The 22658-nt window shown below is 37.4% G+C and carries 12 protein-coding genes and 4 pseudogenes; 10 read left to right on the top strand and 6 right to left on the bottom strand.

The window, feature by feature from the left end; all coding sequences use genetic code 11:
- Window positions 1-179: 179 nt before the first annotated feature.
- Window positions 180-2096, top strand: coding sequence for a 3'-5' exonuclease (locus tag ACSQ2E_RS18650; protein WP_435993005.1), 1917 nt, complete (start codon window positions 180-182; stop codon window positions 2094-2096).
- A gap of 45 nt (window positions 2097-2141) precedes the next feature.
- Here ACSQ2E_RS18650 and ACSQ2E_RS18645 read toward each other — a convergent pair whose 3' ends face one another.
- Window positions 2142-2819 (bottom strand): GIY-YIG nuclease family protein, encoded by a 678-nt coding sequence (locus ACSQ2E_RS18645; protein ID WP_435993003.1) that lies wholly within the window; start codon window positions 2817-2819, stop codon window positions 2142-2144.
- A gap of 281 nt (window positions 2820-3100) precedes the next feature.
- Between ACSQ2E_RS18645 and ACSQ2E_RS18640 the strand changes: the two are divergent.
- Window positions 3101-3461 (top strand): annotated as a pseudogene (locus ACSQ2E_RS18640) (ThuA domain-containing protein); the annotation flags it as partial.
- A 294-nt stretch (window positions 3462-3755) separates the two neighbouring features.
- Here the strand turns inward: ACSQ2E_RS18640 and ACSQ2E_RS18635 are convergent.
- The gene (locus ACSQ2E_RS18635) at window positions 3756-5183 is read right to left on the bottom strand and encodes a hypothetical protein (protein ID WP_435993001.1); all 1428 of its coding nucleotides are present in this window, start codon (window positions 5181-5183) and stop codon (window positions 3756-3758) included.
- 248 nt (window positions 5184-5431) lie between these two features.
- On the opposite strand from ACSQ2E_RS18635, the pseudogene ACSQ2E_RS18630 reads away from it, so the two are divergent.
- The 4 genes and pseudogenes from ACSQ2E_RS18630 to ACSQ2E_RS18615 all read left to right on the top strand — a co-directional run.
- Window positions 5432-5657, top strand: a pseudogene (locus tag ACSQ2E_RS18630) (nuclease); the annotation flags it as partial.
- 1306 nt (window positions 5658-6963) lie between these two features.
- Window positions 6964-8031, top strand: a complete 1068-nt coding sequence (locus tag ACSQ2E_RS18625; RefSeq protein ID WP_435992999.1) for a DNA adenine methylase — start codon at window positions 6964-6966, stop codon at window positions 8029-8031.
- Window positions 8015-9040 carry a DNA methyltransferase gene (locus ACSQ2E_RS18620; RefSeq protein WP_435992997.1) on the top strand — a complete coding sequence of 342 codons (1026 nt, stop codon included), beginning with the start codon at window positions 8015-8017 and terminating at the stop codon, window positions 9038-9040. Before ACSQ2E_RS18625 ends, ACSQ2E_RS18620 begins: the two co-directional genes overlap by 17 nt.
- A gap of 130 nt (window positions 9041-9170) precedes the next feature.
- Window positions 9171-9719: pseudogene (locus ACSQ2E_RS18615) on the top strand (transposase); the annotation flags it as partial.
- An 8-nt stretch (window positions 9720-9727) separates the two neighbouring features.
- Here ACSQ2E_RS18615 and ACSQ2E_RS18610 read toward each other — a convergent pair.
- Window positions 9728-10265: pseudogene (locus tag ACSQ2E_RS18610) on the bottom strand (IS5/IS1182 family transposase); the annotation flags it as partial.
- A gap of 747 nt (window positions 10266-11012) precedes the next feature.
- On the opposite strand from ACSQ2E_RS18610, the gene ltrA reads away from it, so the two are divergent.
- Entirely contained in the window at window positions 11013-12449 is a 1437-nt protein-coding gene (gene ltrA / locus ACSQ2E_RS18605) for a group II intron reverse transcriptase/maturase (RefSeq protein WP_435989184.1), read from the top strand.
- A gap of 79 nt (window positions 12450-12528) precedes the next feature.
- Here ltrA and ACSQ2E_RS18600 read toward each other — a convergent pair whose 3' ends face one another.
- Genes ACSQ2E_RS18600 through ACSQ2E_RS18590 form a run of 3 tightly spaced genes read right to left on the bottom strand, consistent with a single transcriptional unit; the run spans window position 12529 to window position 16512 of the window.
- A complete protein-coding gene (locus ACSQ2E_RS18600; RefSeq protein ID WP_435992995.1) occupies window positions 12529-14328 on the bottom strand; it encodes a DUF2357 domain-containing protein in 1800 nt (599 codons plus the stop codon).
- On the bottom strand, window positions 14328-15692 hold the full coding sequence (locus ACSQ2E_RS18595; protein ID WP_435992993.1) for an McrB family protein: 1365 nt from the start codon (window positions 15690-15692) through the stop codon (window positions 14328-14330). The genes ACSQ2E_RS18600 and ACSQ2E_RS18595 overlap by 1 nt, the downstream gene beginning before the upstream one ends.
- A gap of 16 nt (window positions 15693-15708) precedes the next feature.
- Window positions 15709-16512, bottom strand: coding sequence for a hypothetical protein (locus tag ACSQ2E_RS18590; protein ID WP_435992991.1), 804 nt, complete (start codon window positions 16510-16512; stop codon window positions 15709-15711).
- Between the two features lie 499 nt (window positions 16513-17011).
- Here ACSQ2E_RS18590 and ACSQ2E_RS18585 point away from each other — a divergent pair, with 499 nt between their 5' ends.
- The 3 genes from ACSQ2E_RS18585 to ACSQ2E_RS18575 all read left to right on the top strand — a co-directional run bounded on the left by ACSQ2E_RS18585 (window position 17012) and on the right by ACSQ2E_RS18575 (window position 22581).
- On the top strand, window positions 17012-17335 hold the full coding sequence (locus ACSQ2E_RS18585; protein WP_435992989.1) for a nucleoside triphosphate pyrophosphohydrolase: 324 nt from the start codon (window positions 17012-17014) through the stop codon (window positions 17333-17335).
- 207 nt (window positions 17336-17542) lie between these two features.
- Window positions 17543-20107 (top strand): MrcB family domain-containing protein, encoded by a 2565-nt coding sequence (locus ACSQ2E_RS18580; RefSeq protein WP_435992987.1) that lies wholly within the window; start codon window positions 17543-17545, stop codon window positions 20105-20107.
- 2 nt (window positions 20108-20109) lie between these two features.
- Window positions 20110-22581, top strand: coding sequence for a DUF2357 domain-containing protein (locus tag ACSQ2E_RS18575; protein ID WP_435992985.1), 2472 nt, complete (start codon window positions 20110-20112; stop codon window positions 22579-22581).
- Window positions 22582-22658 lie beyond the last annotated feature (77 nt).

The following is a 22658-nucleotide window of genomic DNA, read 5'->3' as shown; positions in this document are numbered from 1 at the left end:
CTTAGGTTATGAGGATATTCTATATTTTGTTTTATGAGTATACAAGCTCCATTAAATTGGAGGGGGATAAACAAATTCAAGGAATAAGTTTTAAAATCGGAAAGGTTAAACCATTAAATGTAAAAATAACCAAACTTTTGTAGTATAATGTAACCATCACAAACAGTTGGAGTGTTCACATGGCTTACACCATACCAGAAGCGATCCGATCGTCGGCTACGGCTGGGGAGAGGTTGTTGTTTCGTACGTTGAAGACGTATTTGCCGGATGATTATATTGTGTATTATGAACCTGAGATTCATGGGAAGAGGCCGGACTTTGTTATTATTGGGCCGGATTTGGGTTTGGTTGTGTTAGAGGTAAAGGATTATACGAAGAATACGTTGTTTCAGTTGAATCATGATGAGTGGACTCTATATACGTCTTCTGGGGAGCAGAGGAAGACGAAGAATCCTTTGAAGCAGGCCAGGGATTATGTGTTTCATATTGCGGATGTGTTGAAGAAGGATAAGAATCTCGTCCAGTTGGAGGGGAAATATCAATTTCAGTTGAAGTTCCCTTATGGATTCGGGGCTGTGTTTACCCGTTTGCATCAGAAAGATTTTATTGAGAATGGTCTGTATGCGGTAGTGGAACCATCATTCTGTTTGACGAGGGATGAGATTGATCCGGAGAAGGACGGTTTCTCAGAAGAGAATTTAATCGAGAAGATCGTGAATATGTTTACGATTCCGTACCGGTTGCAAAAGCCCCTGTCAAAAGAAGAGATGGATGCGATCCGGTATCACTTGTTCCCTGAAGTACGGATTAGTGCGGAGTTCAAGCAGCCTGTCCCTTACCAGGATCAACTGTTGCTATCACTCCATGATATTAAAGCGATGGATCTGCATCAGGAAAATCTGGCGAAGCAGATTGGGGATAAGAACCGGCTTATTCGTGGGGTAGCAGGGAGCGGGAAAACACTCATTCTTGCGAGTAGAGCGAAACTACTGGCCAAAGAACAGCCGGACTGGAAGATCCTGATTCTCTGCTACAATATTTCCCTTGCCCGGAACATTGAGCAGATTGTCTTCCATATGATGAATGAGCCTGATAATCTCTTTGACTTTGATTTCTCTGGCTCTGAAAATGTCAAAGGGAAAAAGCATCATATTTCTGTTCGAAACTTTCATTCTTGGCTGAAGAACGATCTCAAGATTAAGGAAAAAGAGCTGCCCACCGTGCTTGAAAAGATTAAAAACGGGGAAGCGATTCTCCCTACATATGATGCGATCCTGATTGATGAGGGACAGGACTTTGAATCTTCCTGGTTTGAACTGGTGTCAGGTCTTCTTAACCCAGAAACCAAGTCCCTTCTATTAGTAGAGGACCGAGCTCAGTCCATCTATAAACGGAAAAGAAGTTACCTGCAGGACATGGGTCTCAGTTTTCAAGGAAGATCGAAAGTGTTAAGCATCAATTATCGAAATACTGCACAAGTCGTGAAATTCGCATGGGACTTCTATAAGACGCATTCCTCGTTAAAGAATAAAGTGGTGACGAGGGAATTAGAAGGCGAAATCATAGCTCCGCAAAGTACACGAAGAAAAGGGATCGAGCCTGCTATCATCAAGAAAGGTGATTTCCAACAGGAGGCAAGGTTCGTAGCAAGGCAAATCAAAAAGCTGAACGAAGAGAAGCATGTACCGTTCTCGGAAATGCTTATTTTATACCGGATCAAGAAATCATTCAGCACAAGCTACATCGACATTCTAAAGCGCGAACTTCAAAAAGAGCATATTGACTACTTCTGGTTAACGGAAAATAGTCAATCCAAGCGGAGCTTCGAGAAGGAGGACAATCGAGTCAAAATCAGTACGATCGACAGCAGCAAAGGACTCGACTTTCAAGCGGTCTTTATTGTGAATGTGGACAACATGCCGTTTGCACTGGAGGAGGATGTGGAAAGAGAAGTCTCTCTTCTTTATATCGGGATGACAAGGGCGAAAGAATATTTGTGCTTATCGTATTCAGGGGAATCCGAATTCACAAAGTACTTTGATCAATGCCTTATCGAGAGAAAAGAACAGAAGAAAACGAGCGAGAAAAGTGGATAAATACAGAAAAGGTATGAGCAGCACGCTTTTCATACCTTTTTCTTATCAGCGCTTGACGAGCTCTTTCTTCTTAATCACACCAGACTCAACAAGATTCTTCAAAGCCCCGTGATTCTTAAAGCGGAAATAGACAGACAGTCGCTTCAAGTCCATTTGGGTTAAAGCAGATTCTTCAACAGCAAGGGAATAGGAAGATCCTAATCTCTTAATCATGGATTTCGCGTAATCCAATTGTTTAGGCGTTAAAGACTGATCATTGCTCAGTTGGGAGTGAGTGCCGATTGTGCCTGTAATCTCAGGAGTATACGTACCACTTTTAATCCAAGCAATGTCTTCACTAGAGAAATCATACCACTCACCCAGTAACTGTTTCGAAGCGAAGTGTTCATGGAATGCTTTCTCGGTCGACTGAACATCACCGGATTTAATCAAATACACCAGGTGATAATCAACGGGCTGGTTCACATTGAACACATTCAGGCTTATATCAATGGTCGTGGAGCTTACGATTTTGAACCAGCCATTCATATGTTCCTGGATGATATTCACGTACCCTGGCTGCGGGCCATTAGGAGCTGTGGACTGAATGATGCTTTCTAGTTTGGATGGGTCCGTTTCGTATAAGAATACCTTTTGGGTTTGTACGATGATTTCAGGTTTGGCTTCATCTTTGGCTGGTAGTAGTTTAGAGAGTAGTAGTTTAGAGAGTAGTTGTTTTAGCATTAGGACACCTCGAATGTTAATTTAACTATTAAGGTTATTTTACCATATTATTACACCGGTAAAGGGGATAAGTCATTTTTGGATAACTGGGAAATTTCCAATAATACTTTTAAAATATGGAGAAAGGTGGAAGTGAAGTGTCTCTAATTCATCCACTTCTAAAGTGATAATCTAAAAGAAATGGGTTTGTAAGTCTTTAGGTAGGAGGCGGTAGAATTGGAACCGTTCCCACTCTACTATTCAAGCTACTGACGGGGACCAGGACGGGAGAACTGAAATGACGGGTAGTAGACGATAATGAAAAACTGTGGGTCTTGGAGGAAGGTCATCCTATCGTGAACGGCATCCCTGAAGTCATCGATCTCGAGAAAGAAGAAATGTACGGCGAACGCTTTGGCATTCCGAAGTCGGACGAACTCATCCTTATCAGTTGATTGTCGGGAGGAGAAGTGTTCAGAAGCGGCTGTACATACCGGCGCGGAAGAGGGAAGATCTTCTACTTCAGGACAGGGGAAGAAACATATCCGACGTTTCATAACAAGGATATACAGCGGGGATCAGGAATGCTGTGCTGTGGGCATGTCCTGAGAAGAGTTCTCCTGTTCTTACGTTGGGAATGTCCAGCCGTTGGAGAGCAGGTAAGGGCTAGATTAACTATAATAATGAAGAAAGCAGTGGTTTACTGTGATTGTAAGCTCCTGCTTTCTTTGCTAACTTAATTACTTCCTTCACATCAGTCCCTCTGTAAACAGAAGTCCTTCTATTATGATTTGTAAAATAAATCTTCCCGTAATTATGTTCACGGGTAAAGCCGACAATCATAAAAAGTGGAGCAAGTCCACCAGTCCACTAGAGCATTAGTGCGTAAGGGGGAGGACCCTGAATTTCGATAGGGTTTGGAAAGTACTGAAAACCTTTTCAAAAGGACATGTTTCATTAGGAGTGCAATTTTGTATTTTTGTATTCTTTCATATACTCATAATAAATGGATTTTACAGCACCTATTTTAAGAAGAGGGTAATCTTCGATCAGCTGTTCAATGATCCATTCAAATTTTATCTTTAAGGTACTGTGGTGAGTTTTGGTTGAAAATAGTTCGATTAAGCGATTGTTCCTTTGTTGGATGACAACTTTCTCATTTAACCCTAGATTCCTAAGGTGATATTTAACCATATCCGTGCTGATGCCTAATTTCACTGAAATAACCTTAACGTTCAGTCCTTGTAGTGTTAGCCTTTTCACTTCTGAGGGCATTTTCTCTCTTGCTGTCAATCTGTTTAGTTCTTGTCTGGCATTGTATACTTCTGGGTAATCTCCGCTGTATTCCTTTAATGCTTTGCCGACTAATATGCGGTTTACATATTTATAAGTAAATCCCAATTCCTTTGCGATCTCCGGGTTGTTGTATCCTGCCTTATCCATTTTAATGATTCGTTCAACCAATTTTTTATGGAAATCGAAACGATCTTGCTCGGCTTGTTTTTGGTTGATATCTTCTACTAATCTTTCCAATCTGTTGATTATGGACTCTTGTTGCTTTTTATTCAATTTAACAAAGAATTCCTCTTCTCTTATCCAATTGAATATGCTGGTTCTTCTAATACCGGCGCTATTGCTTTCTTTTGTTCTGCTCCCTAATAGGTAGATCACTGTAACCTTTGAAAAAGCTTCTATGTATTTCTCTTCTTCTTTTTTAATACCAGTTTTGATATGCCTTTTAATATCAATTGCTTCACATGTATCTGTGTTATACAAATCAGGAATGAGATTATCGAATAGGCGGTGGCCGTATTCATACGGTGCTGAGAACTCCTTGAGCAACTCAATAATCTTAGATTCTATATGCCTTCCTTCGCTCAAGAATTTCCCGACGTTTTTCATGCCGCTTATTTCATCTGGATTCACTCCCATGTCTACAAGAAACTGATGATATCGCCTGGTGCCTTTATATGCGAGGCGAACGCTCTTATAAAAGGCGGTATGGGTATCTTTAATCGAATGTTCGTGCAGAGGGATGTTATTATTTCTTAATAATTCGAAGTAGAGTGTTCTAGTTTCGTGTGTCCAGAAACCTCTTACATGGCCGTAGTATTTTAGTAGTTCTCCATCATAGGCAAGATTGACAAGTTGTTCGATTGTATAGGGTCCTGGATTTGCAAACATGAAGCGAGCGTTTGCTAAAGGTAAACTTGTTCTCAATGAAGTAGATGCACTGATGGTGTCACCTTTATACACCTTCGCCTTGTTCCATTCCTTACTATTATTACTTCTAACGTAAAAGTGTTCTCCGTCAAATTTCAAACGATTTGTAACAATAAGCTCGTTGTAGTATAGATTAATCCGCTTCAAATAGTTATTACACATTACTAATTCCTTTCCGGTGCTTCAAAAAAGATTATGTACTAATTATGTGTGATAGTAACATTTTGTTCAACCTTCAGAAGGGATTTTTAGGTAGTTTAAAAAGTAATGACGTCACAGCATATAAGACTAACTGGTATATTTTGAGAGTTCGGAGTTTTAAGTTAGTTCCAATCAATCAAACCTGTAAATGTAAAAATACAACAAACTTTTTTAAGTGCAATGTAAACTATCATAAAACAGTAGGGGTGATGGCATACATTATATCGGAAACGATCCGATCGTAGGCTACTGCTGGGAGAGGTTGTTGTTTCATACGTTAAAGAAGTATTTTCCAGATGATTATATTGTGTATTATGAACCTGAGATCCATGCGAGAAGACCGAGCTTTGTTATTATTGGACAGGATTTGGGTCTGGGGGTGTTAGGGGTAAAGATTATACAAAGAATACGTTGTTTCAGTTAAACCCTGGTGAATAAATTTTACATACGTCTTCTGAGGAGCGGAAGACGCTCATACTTGCGAGCAGAGTGAAAATACTCGCCAAAGAATAACCCGATTGGAAGCTCCTAATTCTCTTCTACAATATTTCCTTTGCCTGGTATAATGAGCAGATCGTATTCTATATAATGAATGAACCTGACAATCTCTTTGATTTTGAATTAACTGGTTCTGAGAACTTAAAAGAGAGAAAGCATAATATCTCAGTATAGATTTTTTTTCTTGCTGAGGAATGTCCTCAGGATTATGGAAAAAGAGTCGCCTACCATACTCGAAAAGGTTGTAAAGGGGGAAGCGATTCCCCCTACATACGATGCCATGTTGATTGATGAAAGTCAGGACTTAGAATCTACTTGGTTTGAACTTGTCTCAATCCTCTTTTACCAAGAAACCAAATCTCTACTGTTTACATTTTACATGAGGCTGCTTTGTTTTTTTGCTCTCTTAATAACTTCTTTTAAATCAGAACCCCTATGAATTGTAGTCTTTCTATTATTCTCTGTGAAATATATTTCTCCATACCCATGTTTGTTACAGAAACCAATAATAATAAAATTGTACTTTTGCTTATTCTTTAATAATATCAATTCCTTCTTTTTAATTTTCAATTCCTCCTTATTTGATCTGGTGGGCAGTTATTTTTAGTATGAATAAGAGAGCGGTTCTGATTTTAAATATTTTGGCAATAACTACTCCAATTCAATTTTAACATTCGACCATATTTGTCTTGTCTTTTGAGAGTCATCCTTTCGTCATTTTGTAAATCAAACAAAAATCTTACAGCTTATGATTGAATTTACCATAAACATCTTTTAGCTTCCAAAAAATTCTTGGTATTAAAAAAGCTTCTTTTAATTTTTAATGTAAAGTAAATTGGGAACTTTCTCGTGATTCTTAGTCATCTAACTAATTATTTATAGGAATGTGGAAACAATAAGTGTTTAGTCTAAGGTCCATGGGGTTGATTTAAACCAATGTTATTATTATTCCGAGAGTAATCTACGAAAGAATTGAAAGAAACTTGTTTGTCGATTAGGATTAATTGGAGTAATTCCTGTTGAAAAAAGCATTAAACTTTATTAACACAGAACTTTTGTTCTGGTATAATATAAGTGTTGGAGTTATTAGCCAAGCTAAAATGATATTTAATCATAGACTCACCCTATTAAGAACATTATAATTTAATGGGGACTTTTTTAGATATAAATTTGAAACCAAAAGTGCATCCAAAAGTATTAATTTTTTGTGGGTGCACGTTTTTATTTATTGGAGATGTGTATAATGAGGTATATTGGTTCTAAAGAAAGGCTACTTGATTTCATTTATGCCTTTGTAAAAGAAAAAGTAGAGTATGAGGAGGAAGGAACTTTAACCTTTGCAGATTTATTCACTGGTACAGCTTCTGTTTCTCGATTTTTCAGAAAAAAAGGTTATAAAATAATTGCAAATGACCTTTTAACAGTTTGTGTGACATGGGCTAAAGCGGCTCTGGCATCTTCAAATGATATTACTTTTAATAAGTTAATTAACTCAAACCAAATAAAAGAGCAAGAATTAACTAGCTTATTTCAGAATAATCAAGATACTGTATTAAAACATTTAAACGCTCTTTCAGGAATAGAAGGCTTTATTTTTAATGAATACTCTCCTGAAGGAAAAAGTAAAAGAATGTATTTTACTGGAGAAAATGCTTCAAAAATTGACGCAATAAGAACTCAAATTGAAAATTGGAAGACAAATAAATTGATTAATGAATCAGAAGAGGCAATCTTACTGGCTTCACTTTTACGGGCAACCAATAAGGTTGCTAATATAGCAGGAACCTATGGAGCTTTCTTAAAAGAATGGGATAAAAGGGCTTTTAATTCAATAATGTTAGAATCAATAGAAGTATCACAAAATGATAAACTAGAGCACAAAGTGCTTCAAAAAGATGTTCAAGAATTAGCCGCTGATATAAAAGCAGATATAGTTTATCTTGATCCGCCGTATAATTTTCGTCAGTATGGAGCTTATTATCATGTACTAGAGACAATTGCAGTTGGTGACTCACCAGTTGTAACTGGAAAAACAGGATTAAGACCTTGGCAAACACAAAAATCAGATTTTTGTTATAATGATAAAGCTGCCAAAGCACTTAATGAAGTGATTTCTAGGTTAAATAGTAAGCATATTTTTTTAAGTTATAATACTGACGGGATATTAAAACATGAGGAGATAATAAAGATTCTAAGTGTTAAAGGTGAAACTGATTATATAGATGTTTCATTTCAAAGATACAAAAGTAATGGCGGGGGTAGTGGTGAAATTAAAGTAAAGGAGCGATTATACTATGTCAGAAATAAATGAAAATCTTGAACTTGAACTTAAAATAGATGATGAAAAATCGAAATCCTTAGTTGATAAAGTGGATGAAGATAAGGATCAAAAACTACCATATTGGAGAGAAGAAAAAAGTAAGGGTAGAAAGAAAAAGAAAGAAATCGGAGTAAACGGCGTTGACTTAGGTGAAAGGGGAATTTATGATAAACGTAATAAACTTAATGACCTTACAGGAAGAGAATGGACATTTTTCTTAAACAGTGTTTTAGTAAAAGCTTATCCACCTACAATAAAAGATGGGGTTGGTTTCGATTTAAGAAAAATTCATCCCTCACCTAAACCCCCTCAGTTAATGAAAGAACTTATTTCATTCTTTACAAAAGGTGATCAATGGATCTTGGACCCCTTTGTCGGTGTGGGGGGGAGCCTATTAGGAGGTTCTTTATGTGAGCCCCCAAGACATGGAGTGGGGATAGATTTAAACCATTTATATTTAAATGCTTATAATACCGTTTGTGAAACTGACAATATCCCTCTTGAAAATACAATTCATGGAGACTCAAAGGAAATTTTATCTAACAACGATCATCCGTTATTAGATAGAAAATTTCAGCTGATTATTACCGATCCCCCTTATGCAGATATGATGAATAAAAAGAAGACAGGTCAAAAGTTGAAATTCTATGGTAAAGATAATCCTTCTCCCTATACAGATGATAAGAGAGACTTAGGAAATCAAGAGTATGATGATTTTTTAATTCAATTTAAAGACATAATGGAACTTGCAGTTGAAAAATTGGAAGTGGGTAAATATGCAATAGTATTTTGTAAAGATTTCCAACCCAAACCTGGTAAACCTAATATTCTACATGCAGATATTATTAATTCACTAAGTACAATTCCTGGATTGGTTTATAGGGGAGTGAAAATATGGTATGATCAAGCAAACGATCTCTTTCCTTTTGGATATCCATATGCATATGTAATGCATCAAATGCACCAATATATATTGATCTTTAGAAAAGAAGAAGAATAAAGAGAAAAGGCATCTAAGAGATGCCTTCAGACCGTAGACAAACCCCACCTTCGGATTACGTGAAAGGTGGGGATTTCTGTTATTTTTATAGATTTTCTTTTCTATTTTCAGGCTGGACATGGTCCTCGTTGTGTTCGGTTTGCTAATTAATGGGAGCGGAGATAAGCATGGCTTTAATCGAATGTTGGACAAACTCGTCACTCAAGTCTCTGATAAAGTAGGAAAGCCTGATTCCGTCGCTGTTGATGCAGGATATAAAACACCGCACATCGATAAGTTCCTCATATACCAAGAAATCAGACCCGTTATGCCTTACACCCTCCCGAGAACGAAAGATGGATATCTTAAAAAAATATAAATATGTCTCTTTGTCCAAGAGGACGAGTTCTTCCGTACCGCACAACGACAAGAGACGGGTATAAACAGTGCGCTTCAAACCCTTATGGAATGTAAAGACTGTTGTCCTCTATTGGACCGTTGCACGCAGAGTAAGAATCATACCAAAATGATTCATCGACACGTATGGCAGCAGGATTACATAGACCAAGTAGATCATTTAAGATGTACAGATCTAAATAGTACAATATATGCGAAACGCAAAGAGACGATAGAACGGGTCTTTGCGGACGCCAAAAAAAAGAATGGCATGCGTTGGAACACCTTAAGAGGTCTTAAAAAGTTTCATTGCAAATTTCCACCAGTGACGAGAGAACCTAGGAGAAAGCCGCGGAAGTTACCTACCGTATGAAAAGAATAAGCGAAAAGTTTTTCACGTCCATCTTTTACATAATAACCACTTTCAGGGTCTGTCTGTCGTACTGTCCTTAATTTCTTTTGAATCTTCTTTATTCTGTGGGAGAATGGGGGGGAGGGCTTTTTTCCGTGTTTCTCACGGTCGATATTGACCTCTTCATCTAATTGAGTCTGATACGTTTTTGTTTCTATTTGGGCTTTTTTCTTTTCGAATTTCTTTTTATTTGCATTAGCTTTTATATGAGTAGAGTCAATAAACAACAACGGATGTATCAACAAATCCCTTATCAGAATGATCAGATCACACTAGGCCTACCATTATCTAAACAATATATCTTTAACCAAGTCATAGATAAATTCAAAATCAATCGCTTGTTCAACCTTCCTCACCAGGTGATCATCTGAAACCAGCTGATCTAAACGCAACCATTTTAATTTGAATTCTTCCATCTTCAATGTGTTTTGTTAACATTTTTATCTCTCCGACAGAATATCTATTCCATTCTTTATACAAAAAACCTCATAGACTTGGTCTAATTCTTTGACTTTGTCTACAAGCTGAAGGCATCTAAGAGATGCCTCTTCTTTGTGCGACGGGCAGTCGCACCTTGAGTGTTCCACACTCAAGATGAATTGTTAAGGGTTGGAGTACGATACGTAGTATAAACGGCTCCCGAATCCCGGAAGATTCATCGTCTCGAAGGTGAAAGTCCTTCCGTTAGAGTGCTGATACAACTAACGAAGACTAATCTAGGGCATAATTGTGAGATTGTGTTCGGAGGAGATGCGGATAATCGAGAGACCCGTAGTCGGATGTGCAGACCCAAATGCAAAAAGTGTGAAGCACGGCGGCTGGGTAAGTTGGCGACCATGCGAAAATAATGGGAAGTCTTAAAGGTGTTCATTCAAAGAATCAGCCGAATGAGCTCAACTTATCAAGTGATGGTGCTGGGTATGTACAGAAGGAAAGTGCGATGACCCCGTGAGATCTCTATCTTACCGTCAGGGCATTGTCCTATAAGGAATTCCGAAATGGATAATGTGGATAGAGAAGTCAGACGTTCTCATAGTACGGAAGTAGCCAGATGACAAAACATCTGGTGAACGGAAGGGGAACGACCTTGTGACTCTACACAAGTAAAGGTGTGTAATGACAACAGACCACGATACTTCGGTATAAACGAACTGAATGTACACAATGAAAGGTGTGGAATACGTAGTGAATCAAGAATTAAAGCTTAAATGGCATAGTGTATACGGACAACTACTGTTTGACCGTAAATTGAAAAGTGCGTGGGAGAAAGTAAAAGCCAACAAAGGTTCAGGTGGAATCGACGAAGTAACTCTTGAAAAGTATGAGGAGAACCTGGATGAAAATCTAGATAATCTACTCGGCAAACTGAGAGCGAAAGAATATGAGCCTACTCCTGTCAGACGCTCCTATATACGCAAGAAGAATGGAAAACAGAGACCTCTCGGTATTCCTACGGTCGAAGATCGGATTGTTCAACAATCTCTGCGAAACGTATTAGAACCAAAATTCGATGACCATATCTTTCATAATTGGTCATGTGGGTATCGTCAAAATCGCGGAGCCAAACGAGTTGTACAAATTATAATGTGGAATATTGAACAAGGATACAATCACATTTATGATTGCGATATCAAAGGCTTCTTTGACAATATCCCGCACAAGAAACTGATGAAGGTCCTAAACAAATATGTAGCGGACGGTACAGTCCTAGACATGATTTGGAAATGGCTAAAAGCTGGATACATGGAAGAAGGGACCTACCATCGCTCAGATTCAGGTACTCCTCAAGGTGGAGTGATTTCTCCACTTTTAGCGAATATCTATCTGAACGAACTGGATTGGACACTTGATTTACACGGCATTCGATTTGTACGGTATGCCGATGACTTCCTCCTTTTCGCCAAATCCAAAGAGGACATTAAGAAAGCCGAACAAATCACAAAAGAGAAACTCGATGAACTAGGTCTGGAAATTTCTATCGAGAAGACTAAAATTGTCGATTTCAATCATGATGATTTCGACTTTATTGGTTTTACGTTCCAACACTGGAGAAAACGTAAGAAGGATGGTAAACCTTACTATTTAGCCAAACCAAAAGATGAGACCTGGAAAGACTTTCGAATGAAAATTAAGAGAGCCACCAGGAAAACACTCACCTTAAGCAGAGAAGCGTGGTACCAACGCGTAAACTCCATCATTCAAGGAAAGGTAAACTTCTATCTAACCTTGTGGAAAGCGATTGAAGAATTCAAAGAGAAGGGATATCGACTGAACTGTTGTTTCAACATATTCAGAGATGAACTACTGGCAATAGATTCTTACACTCGCCGAAGGCTGAGAGTCGCTATGCTTCACAAACATCCTTCACAACGAAAAGGATGGGTGATGAGTACGAAATGGAACATTGAATTCTTTGCGTGTACAGGTCTTAAATCTGCTTTTCAAATATATTACGGAAAACAGTATGGAGATGGTATTGAATACTACCTCCAATACATGAAAGATAAGCAAAAGAAGAAATACAAAAGAAGTCTGGAGAGAGCAAAAGAAAAGGGAGAGGAATACTTTTCTTCACAACGACTTTCTAAAATACACTGTGCGAATAAGTTTGCATCATCTTGAACTAAGCGGAATCACATTGGTAAGCCGTATGCCTTAATAGGGCACGTACGGTTTGATGAGGGGGTGGCCTTGAGAAAGGTCACCCTACTCTATTATAATGTGTAATAAGTTTTTTTAGAAACCGTGTAAAAGTATCTCTTTGAAGTTGCCTGAAAATTGTGTTTGTGCTTGGATAAAGAGGAATAGCGCCTATAGAGGGAACTATATTTTTATTTTCACTCCAAAATTCTAAGTTCTTTTCTATACTAGGCAGTATAACATATGAACCTTGAACGCCTCTAATGGAATCCTTATATGCATGCATTGTCATGAGATCTACTCTTTTAGCAAGCCTTTCCTGTGTAGTTATACCTGCATTGGGTTCATCTAAACCGTCATCAGGAAAGTCAAAAATGTCACCAATATTATTTAGTTTATATTTTGCATCAAATACTACTGAGCCTAACAATTTATCAGCTTTATAAATATTTAATATAAAGTCCGGATCCATTCGCATTGAATATGAACTAAGCGGTATATTTTTCTTAGAATGTTTTATCGTATGTTGATATAAAACTTCCAAATTTAAGGAATGAAATTGTGTGGTAATTCTTTTTATAAATCTTTTACCATTTCCAAATTCTACATCGAAACCACCGGTTGAAATGCCTTTGAAAGCTTCAAGGAATTCTGTCAAAACCCAGGCTTCATAGATATCATAAATAGGTTTAATCTGTTTATGAAAAAGAAGGTCGATAAATTCGTCCCATTCAAGAGTTTCTGACATTAATAGCTGCTCATAGAAAATAAAAAAATCACTATACCCTGGAACCCTTCTTAGAGCTAAATTTCCTGTTTCAATATAGGGAGTAGATTTAACTTCATTTAGGAAGCTATTAGAAATCATTTTTTCCACAATTGATAATAATCTAAATGATTCAAGGCCCACAAATGTTTGTTTTGAATATTGAACAATTAGTTCACTAAGTATAAAGTGAATTTCATCAAGTAAGTATTTTATGAATCTATTTTCAGTAGTGTCATAAGATAGCTTTGAGCTATGTTCATTAATAATATAAGGTAAATTATTTGATGAAGTAGATAAATAATCTGCTGATGTGTCAGTAGCAACCCAATATGGGCTATCTATTATTGAACTAACAGTTCTGTAATCAAATGAGGAAACTTCTCCAATAGTTACATTTTTTTTGTGATCTTCTAATTTTGTAATAGGTGCATTACGAATGAGGTAAAAAGAACTTGGAAGATTTTCCTCAGATAATGCAGATCTAATAAAGAAAAATTTACTCAGTAAATTTTTCTCATAGTAAAGAGTATTCTGTGTATTGAGACTGGAATTAGTTTTGTTACTCCAAATTATTGTTGAACAAACGGTATTTATATTATTAACCATTGTCTTGAAATCTAATAAATAATCAATTTTTGCTGCTCTAATTTCAACTGGCAAATTAAATGAATCTTCTAATTTCCAAAAAACACTAATATGATCTTTCCCAACATACGATTCCCAATTTACTCTTGTGTAGGCTAATTTTTCTAAATATTTCGTTTTTGACTTTGATGGACTTGAAGAAGACATGTGAAGCCTAGGCTGAAGAACTAAGTTCTCCAAATTATCATGTTCAATTTCAATTGTGTACAAACTATTCTCAAGGAATTTTAGATCCTCTAATAAAGGTTCCCTTGAAAACACAATAGGTGATTTATGGTATAACTTTATATCATTGCACTTTTCACAATGTAAGATTAAGTAATTATTATTTATTTCATAAGTTTCAATAGTGAGGTTTATTAAATCCAGTGGTTTTGATGGTTCTATTGTTAGCTTGAAATTAGGGTTTAGAATTTCAACCTTATTAACCAAATAAAAATCTTTCATTAAATAAAGCTCCCATAATTAGCATTTCCCTTTACCAGAGAGTTATATACTTTAAAGATGGTAAGGGCAGCTCTAGGATATCTATAGTCAGATTTCACGAATGGTTGAGACTCAAGCCCTTTAAGATCGTCTGGTATTCTCCCACTTATTATCTCTACATAATGTGCATTGGTAAAAGTTGAACGACAAAAATATATTAAATTTTTTAGTAATGGTTCTAGTAATCTCCTTTGACCATGTAACCTTGGTAAGACCTTCAATAAGATAGCACTATCTAATAAAAATAATAATGAATCATCATTGAATGGAATATGGCTATTATCCCATAGGTCTTTCCCATTCCCGATAAATTGAATTAAACGATTCGTAGTTCTATAACTAAATCTAAAAGGTGAATCTAGTAGTAAACCACCCAGATGGGTTACTGTTTCTTGTAAAATGTTTTGATTGATAGATGTATCACTTAGTATAATAGCTTCGGTACGAGTAGATATAAATCTATTTCCATGTGTGAAATCACGTTTGTTAAAATCTAGTCCAGAAAAGGAAGAATGTGTTGTTATAGTGCTTATTGTACCGGTTAAATAGTTAATATAATCTTCAGTTGTAGTTCCATTCATTTCAATTACATGAGCCCTATCGATAATTTTAGGACTGAACCTGTAAGTTGATTCATCTATATTTATTGTACCGATCACATATAAATTTGGAGGGATGACAATGCTTTCGGGAATAAAATATTTTCTTTCTAAAGTAGATGAAACATGCACATATAAATTATCGGGAAGACTGTTCATTTCAGCTATTGCTTGAATCTTATCATTGGGATCTGCATAATTTTTTGCAATAACACGCGAACCTGCATTATGTAAATTTATGGATTCAGCTTCATAAGATCCTGTGGTTGGTGAGTACCTTCTACTTTCCAAAGCACTTAAAAAGTCTGAGAAATAATACTCTGCTTTTGCAAGATTCATTTCATCTAAAACTAAAAAATGTGGTTCGTTCGGCTCGTTTAAGGCATTGAGCAATAATTGAAGAATTGGGGTAATTGAATAAACACCTAATAGTGGATTGTAATATCCAAGTACACCTTTATTATCCAACCAGTCAGGACGGACTGAAACAAATGAAAAGCGTTGTCTCTCTATTACTGGAGAAGGCATTGGAGTACCAGCTATTGTTACAGGGTGTAGTGTAGTTACCATATATTCAGTAAATAATTGAGCTAACTTTGTTTTTCCACTTCCTGATATGCCCGTGAAAATTGTAATAGGTGATGTTTTAAGTGATAAATACAAGTCAATTACATTTTCTTGATTAAAAAGTAGTCTTGAATTTTGTAAATGGGTTTGTAGACTCAAATTGTTCTCTCCTGTCTTAGTGAACCATATAGGCTCCTGTTTGATTAAGGTATCTAATTAAATCCTGCTCTGTAAAAAAACGACTAAAGGGATAATTCAAAATTAACGGAGAGCTTCCTGTAAATTCTATTCTCTCTATAGTAGGTGCTATCAGCATAGAAGCAACGAAAACAAGTCTCCGTTCAGGTTCTCTATTAAAAGTCTTTATGCGTTTCAATAAAGGAACTAAGTTATGTTCAGAAGGCGTCAATAAGCTTATTAATTCCTCAATTTGAGTATCTGTTCTATTAGTAAGGTTTACAATGTCGCTCCAAGGTAATTCAAATAATTTATCTAAGGCAAATGGATATTGAATTAAGTGTTCTGAAAATGCCAACACCTTATTGCCTTCAGTTGAATTGTTAAATACTCTCTCGGCTAAATTATCTGGAATGTATGATAGTAACGTATATAAATTTTTAAGCCTATTATTAAATTTATAACGAAGATCTGCATTTATAGAGTTTTTGTGAGCTCTATATAACCAAGCTTCCTTAGCGAAGCTTGTTGATGCAGTACTACAGTAAATAATAAAATCGTGGCCCAGAGTGTTAATACTCAGTCTCGAATCTGAAAGCCCGTAAACCCCTTTTAAGTCCACCCAGACTTGTTTAGGAAGTGTACCTCCAGAAAGGAAGTTGTTTATTTTTCTTTCTGCATTAATTGCACTTCTCATACTTGACTCTTGAATATGAAAACTATATTCTTTCCATGGTTTCAAAGAAGGCAAGCTAGGAATTGAATAGGAAGAAAATGTATAGCGTAGTGCAGCTACTGACATTATGCTACCGCCTTTCTTAGTTAGAAACAGTTCGAAACCTAATATTACCATATATTTCAATGGAAGATAAGATGGTATTAATAAGGAATTCTGGAAAACTCTAAATCTATTTACTTCACCTTATCTGACAATTTATAAACTGTATGTTATAAAATAACACTTAGATATTTCGTATAATAAATGCTATATATTCCAAGTATCCATAAACACAATTTTGGTGTCTTCCCCTCAGGCGCATTAGTATTTTAACTTAATAAAGGGGCAGGACCTTTTTAGGTGGAGTTCCCATTCCCTCTTTCAGTGTGTCCGTGGTGAGTTCATTAAGGTTAAGGGTTCAGCAAATGCTTCAATCGATTTATCTATCACCGCTTTTTAATCTGTTATTTAAGTGGGAGGAAAAAGTAGCCACAGATTAAATACTCTATTAATATCCTCACCTAAGTTCATCATGCCTTTAAAATATGGTGAGCTTATAGTAAATAGTTAGGAGGTCAATTCCATGCCAACGTACAACAAACTAGTCAGAGATAAAATTCCACAAATCATTGAGAACACAGGAAAGAAGGTTTCAACAGAAATCTTAAATGATCAGGACTATATAAAGTACTTAAAAGAAAAGAGCTATGAAGAGCTAGATGAGTATTGTGCAGCTGAATCGAATGGGGAAGCATTAGAGGAGCTTGCGGATCTGTTAGAGATTATTCAAGCTCTGGCTAAGCATCATGGATCTTCTATAGAAGAAGTTGAATCGGTACGCAAAGAGAAAACGGAGAAGCGTGGTGCATTTGAAGAGAAGGTTTTCTTAATAGAGGTAGGGGATTGATTGGGCAAGTTCGATTGAATTATTACCTCTCGATAGAGGAATTACAAGACAAACTGGCTATAGGGAATAGGGTTAACTTTATTACGTTATTTTAATTAGATTCCAAATGAGATTATTTAAGACTTCATTGCATACTGCAGGAAGGCTTTTTTATTACATGGAAATAATTGTGATAAACTATAGAAAATGACTATTTAGGAGACAACTATGGGAATAGAAATCATAAAAGCACTGGCAGAACAAACCAAAATGATAGAAACGTTAACACAGAAGAAGTGGAATTACATAAGAGAGATAGATGAAAAGGGAATTTATGTAGAGACGGATTCATCATTGGAGAAGTTCCAGCGAGGAGAAAAAACGACTTCAATGGAATCCATTTCTTTTGAGTTTTTGCTGCAAGCATGGGAAGAGTTTTCTTCTAAACGAGTGGCATTCAAAGAGGACTTTGTAAAAACGAAGGGGAGAACTTCTTTTATTATGTCTTTCTTTTCAAAGCTGCCTTTTGTAAAGGTAGTGGAGAAAGGACAAAAGACTGCCATTTCGTTCATCGAGTTCAAAACAGACGACTTGCCGAATGAGCAGATTCATAAAGTTATGACGTTTTTAGAGGAGATTATTGATGGGACGTATCAACCTGAAAGACTAAGTGAGGAACTGGAAGGTAATGAGTATCGAATCAAGTCAAGAGCACGTCAGGACTTAAGATTATTGGGTTTCCTGGATAAGGATCAACAACAAAATGAAAAACTCTTCAAAGAATACATACAATCTTTAAATAAGATCGAGCTATTAAGGGGGCTGATTTTACATAAAGAGTATTTTAGAATGGCGATTGAAGTATTGGGCTTATTAAAAGAACATACACCAATCGAGAAAAAAAGAGCATTGATTGAGGTAGGAAAACTAATTGTAAGGAATTCACTTGGGGATAATCTAATGGTGGATAGTGTAGCCAAAGAAAGAACGACGAATCTCCTTAAATGGCTTCAATATGTAGATTTAATCGATGATGAGTACACCCCGAATATTCAAGTCAATATACTAAAGGAGCACCCTAATGTGAAAACGTCGATACGTGAAAAACTCTTATATATTATGAATAACTACGTTCAAGCTAAGGCTCAATCCTTTGGAAGGAATGAGCTTGGATCATATGTAAGAAGCGATGTCCCTAAAGAGTTCAAGCAGCTAGATTGTTTAAAAGAGCAATATGTCGTTACAGGCTCTGTTGGCCAAGGAAATTGGGCGTCTGTTCCTTGGATTGCGATTATGAATAAAGAAATTACAACTTCTACTCAAAGAGGCTATTATATCGTTTATTTATTCAGTGAAGATATGAGTAGACTTTATTTAACGTTGGCACAGGGAGTAACAGAAACGACAAAAGAAGAAATGTTGAAGCGTAAGCAGGAAATCCGTGATCATGTAGAAATGAAGACTTCGGTTAAGAAGGATAATGACTTATATCTGGGAGAGTCAAGTAAAGCGAAGGGATATGCATTATCGACTGCAGCTTACATAGAATACCGTAAAGATGACATGCCTTCTGAAGGAGAGCTTGTGGACGATCTAGAGAGCATGATTGCTTATTATGAGAGATACATAGAGTATTCTAATACCCAAGACGAAATAGATGATGTCCTGCCTGAAGTAGAGGAGTTCCAAGTAGAGTTTCAGAATGATGGTGAGCTAATTGATCATATCCATGATTATATTTCTGCTAAAGGATACTATTATGATCGCAAAGATATCATCAACTTATACCTTTCTCTAAAGACAAAACCCTTCGTTATTCTATCCGGTATTTCAGGGACGGGTAAAACAAAGATTGTTCAGTTGCTCGCTGAAAGTCTAGGTGCAACTGCAGAAAATGGACAGTTTGCCCTGATCCCAGTACGCCCTGACTGGAGCGACGGGTCCGATCTAATTGGATATCGGGATATTAAAGGAGAGTTCCAGGCAGGACCGTTAACAAAAGTGTTGATGGAAGCGAATCTGCCTGAAAATCGTAATAAGCCTTATTTCTTGTTGCTAGATGAGATGAATCTAGCACGAGTAGAATACTATTTTAGTGATTTGTTGAGCGTGATGGAAAGTCGTGATCGTCAGGATGAGGAGATGGTATCTGCACCTGTTGTGGAGGAAAAGGAACTAGGAAGACTCCTTTTACGAGATAATTTCTACATTATTGGGACGGTGAACATGGATGAGACGACTCATCCGTTCAGTCCAAAGGTGTTAGATCGAGCGAATACGATTGAATACAATGAGGTGGTGTTAGATCATTTTGGATTTTTGACAAAGGATTCTTTTGCTGAACCAGTTACTATAGAGAATAAACAAATAGCTGGAAGGTTTTTAAATCTGAAGGATGCTTTCTTTGATCATGAGGATCTTGTGAGAAAGGTCACTGGGCTGCTTGTTGAAGTAAATACAATATTGGAACCGATCAAGGCTCATTTTGGCTACCGGGTAAGAGATGAAGTCTGCTTCTACATGATTTATAACGATGAGGGGCAACTGATGGAGTTTGACGCCGCGTTTGACTATCAGCTTCTTCAAAAGGTTCTTCCAAGATTAACAGGGAATGACCTGAAAACGGAGGAAGCATTGAAGAAGCTGTTCCTGTTATGTACAAGTCATGAGTGGGATGAGATGAATGCACACGCGATCGTGAAAGAAGCTCGTTTTTCAAAATCAGCCGATAAGCTGTCTAATATGATTCCGAAAATCATGCATGATGGCTTCACATCCTTTTGGGGTAGTTAAGGATGAATGGATCGGAAACGAAAGAGCTGCTGTACATTGAGACTAAGGATTTTTCTCTTTTTATCAAAGGAATGCCTTATAATGCGAGGTTCGAGAGTTTATCACAGTATCGGAAGCATTCTGCTCTTGAGAAGGAAGCGATGACGTTTACCTATAGTGGTGAGGGCGTTCGATCGGTTGAATTGTACGATGTTGAAACGAATTCTCTTGAAGAAGAGCAGGGTCAGTCTTTTGCACCTATTTTCTTTGAAAATGGAGTCTATCAGATTGTGATTTCTCCAAAGACGGATAAAAGCTTGTCTTTTTATCATGAGCATCCAGTTTTGAGGAATGCGGTTGAACCAGTAGGTAGAGGAAGTCATCCGATCCTTATGGGGAATTTGCAGTTTATGAATGAAGTGGGATATACGAGCTTTTCGATTAAGCATCATGAGAAGGTGTTGCTTGAAGTGAAGCTTGAAATTTTTCCAACGAAATTAAGCTATAAAGATGATTATCGTAAGCTTCTAGAGGAAGTAAATGATGAAGTGTATAATCTCGCTTTTCATTTTATAAAGAAGACGTTTCTTGGGGCATCGAACCATTTATCGGAGAATCCTTCCTTGGCGGAGTTTTATCGATTGATCGAGTTCTATTTTCAGAGCTTTATCAAGTCGATTCAACGGATTGAGGAACAGCCTCATCACCAGCTATTGACAGAGCATCAGATGGTGAGAGGGGAACGGATTAAGAGATTGGATAGCAAAGGACGTAAGCATTTACGAAGCAATCCTCAATTGTTTATGGAAGCTGACAATGGACTGGTGCTGCATGATAAGCCTGTTTTTCCTGTTAAGGGGTTAAATGCTCGAAAAACGATTACTTATGATACGTTAGAAAACCGATTTGTGAAGTGGATGATGGAGCGGCTTACTCATAAGTTAGTGGATCTTGCTGCTAAGGTAAGCAGGCAGTCAGGTAGATATGAGCGGAAGGTAGATGAAGAGTTGCTGCTCAAGGTTAAAGGGATGCAAGGTACTCTAAAGGCTTATTTGAATAAACCCTTTTGGAAAGGGATTAGTAGTGTGGATCGAACGGTCACAAGCATGGTGATTCAGAGAAAGATTGGTTATCGGGATGCGTATAAAATCTATCTAGTCGTTACCAGAGGGTTGATGCTTGAAGGAGAGCTTTTCAAAATGTCGGTGAAGGATGTAGCGACGCTTTATGAGTATTGGACTTACCTGAAGATGGGACAGATATTACGAACGAAGTATGTGCCTGAATATCAGGATGTCGTGGCAATCCGTCATGGTGCATTATTTGTTGATCTGGATCAAACTTCGAATGCGAAGCAGGTGTTTACACATCCTCAAACTGGGGAGCGGATTGTCCTTTCTTTTCAAAAGAGAGAAGGGAAGGTACCTACGGTTACGCAGAAACCGGATATCATGCTCGAGGTAGAGAAGAAGTATTCTCATAATCGCTATCATTATGTGTTTGATGCGAAGTATCGGATTGATTTCGGTTTTGGATCTGATCAGGCTGAAAAGGTTGGGCCGTTGGAAGAGGATATTAATACGATGCATCGTTATCGAGATGCATTGGTGAGAAAGCATCATGAGAGAGATAGCTATGAGCGGTATTCGTTTGGTGCGTATGTGCTGTTTCCGTGGCATGAAGAACAGGCTTACTTAGACCATCCTTTTTATAAGAGCATTGATGAGGTGAATATTGGTGGACTGCCGTTTTTGCCTAATTCGACTGTGCTAGTGGAGACATTAGTGGAGCGATTGGTGGAGAGTAATCCTGAGGATCTGCAGGAGGAAGGTGTGCTTCCTACTGGTGCTTGGAAGCATTGGGAGTCTTCTTTGGATGAGAAGGTTCTTGTAGGAACGGTGAATGACAGGTCAGATTATCAAGAGTATAAGAGGGGCAAGTATTTTGAGCTGGACTCTTCTTCTTTGAAGAGGGGTTGGCAGGAGAGTTTGTATGTTGCTCTGTATGTGACGAGTGAAGTGAGTAGTGAGGCAGGTCCTGTGAATGGTATTCAGTATTATGGAAGAGTTGAGGATATAAAGGTTAATGGGGGCAAGGTGAGATTTGTAGTAGAGAGTTGGCAAGCCTTGAAGAACGTGATTCGACCTGTAGGGTATGGAATCCAGTCGCATATGATGACGACGATGTCGTTGCTGGTGCAGTCTGAGGAGCTTCCGGAGTTGTTTATGAAGTCTGGTGAGGAGATTAAGCTTTGGCGGATGTTGAGGCGGTTGACTAGTAAGGTGTTTACTAGTTTGGATGATGTTTCGATGGATCGGGCTCGGAAGGTTTTGGCTTATCAGATTGGGCATGTGGAGGTTTTGTTGAATAAGGTTAGTGGACAAATTGAGGTTATGCAGGTTGGTGAGGTTTTGGAGGTTGTTTCTTTGGAGTTGTTGAGGAAGCAGCCGGCTCGGGCTTTTAGTTTGATAAGGAGTATTGTGTTTGGGTACTGAGTATATATGAGAGACTCACCATCAGGACCTTAGGAAGAGAACAGAGAGAAACGATTTTTTCTAAAGAACGATTTGTG

Origin of the sequence: Rossellomorea sp. LjRoot5 (assembly GCF_964253455.1) — a bacterium.
In the GTDB taxonomy this organism is placed as follows: domain Bacteria; phylum Bacillota; class Bacilli; order Bacillales; family Bacillaceae_B; genus Rossellomorea.
This window is presented reverse-complemented; position numbering and strand designations above follow the sequence as displayed.

Excerpts from the sequence above, each read along its gene's own strand:
- ACSQ2E_RS18650 (WP_435993005.1), top strand. The coding sequence starts at position 180 with ATGGCTTACACCATACCAGAAGCGATCCGATCGTCGGCTACGGCTGGG.
- ACSQ2E_RS18635 (WP_435993001.1), bottom strand. The coding sequence starts at position 5,183 with ATGTGTAATAACTATTTGAAGCGGATTAATCTATACTACAACGAGCTT.
- ACSQ2E_RS18590 (WP_435992991.1), bottom strand. The coding sequence starts at position 16,512 with ATGTCAGTAGCTGCACTACGCTATACATTTTCTTCCTATTCAATTCCT.
- ACSQ2E_RS18620 (WP_435992997.1), top strand. The coding sequence starts at position 8,015 with ATGTCAGAAATAAATGAAAATCTTGAACTTGAACTTAAAATAGATGAT.
- ACSQ2E_RS18575 (WP_435992985.1), top strand. The coding sequence starts at position 20,110 with ATGAATGGATCGGAAACGAAAGAGCTGCTGTACATTGAGACTAAGGAT.
- ACSQ2E_RS18645 (WP_435993003.1), bottom strand. The coding sequence starts at position 2,819 with ATGCTAAAACAACTACTCTCTAAACTACTACTCTCTAAACTACTACCA.
- ACSQ2E_RS18600 (WP_435992995.1), bottom strand. The coding sequence starts at position 14,328 with ATGAAAGATTTTTATTTGGTTAATAAGGTTGAAATTCTAAACCCTAAT.
- ACSQ2E_RS18585 (WP_435992989.1), top strand. The coding sequence starts at position 17,012 with ATGCCAACGTACAACAAACTAGTCAGAGATAAAATTCCACAAATCATT.
- ACSQ2E_RS18625 (WP_435992999.1), top strand. The coding sequence starts at position 6,964 with ATGAGGTATATTGGTTCTAAAGAAAGGCTACTTGATTTCATTTATGCC.
- ACSQ2E_RS18580 (WP_435992987.1), top strand. The coding sequence starts at position 17,543 with ATGGGAATAGAAATCATAAAAGCACTGGCAGAACAAACCAAAATGATA.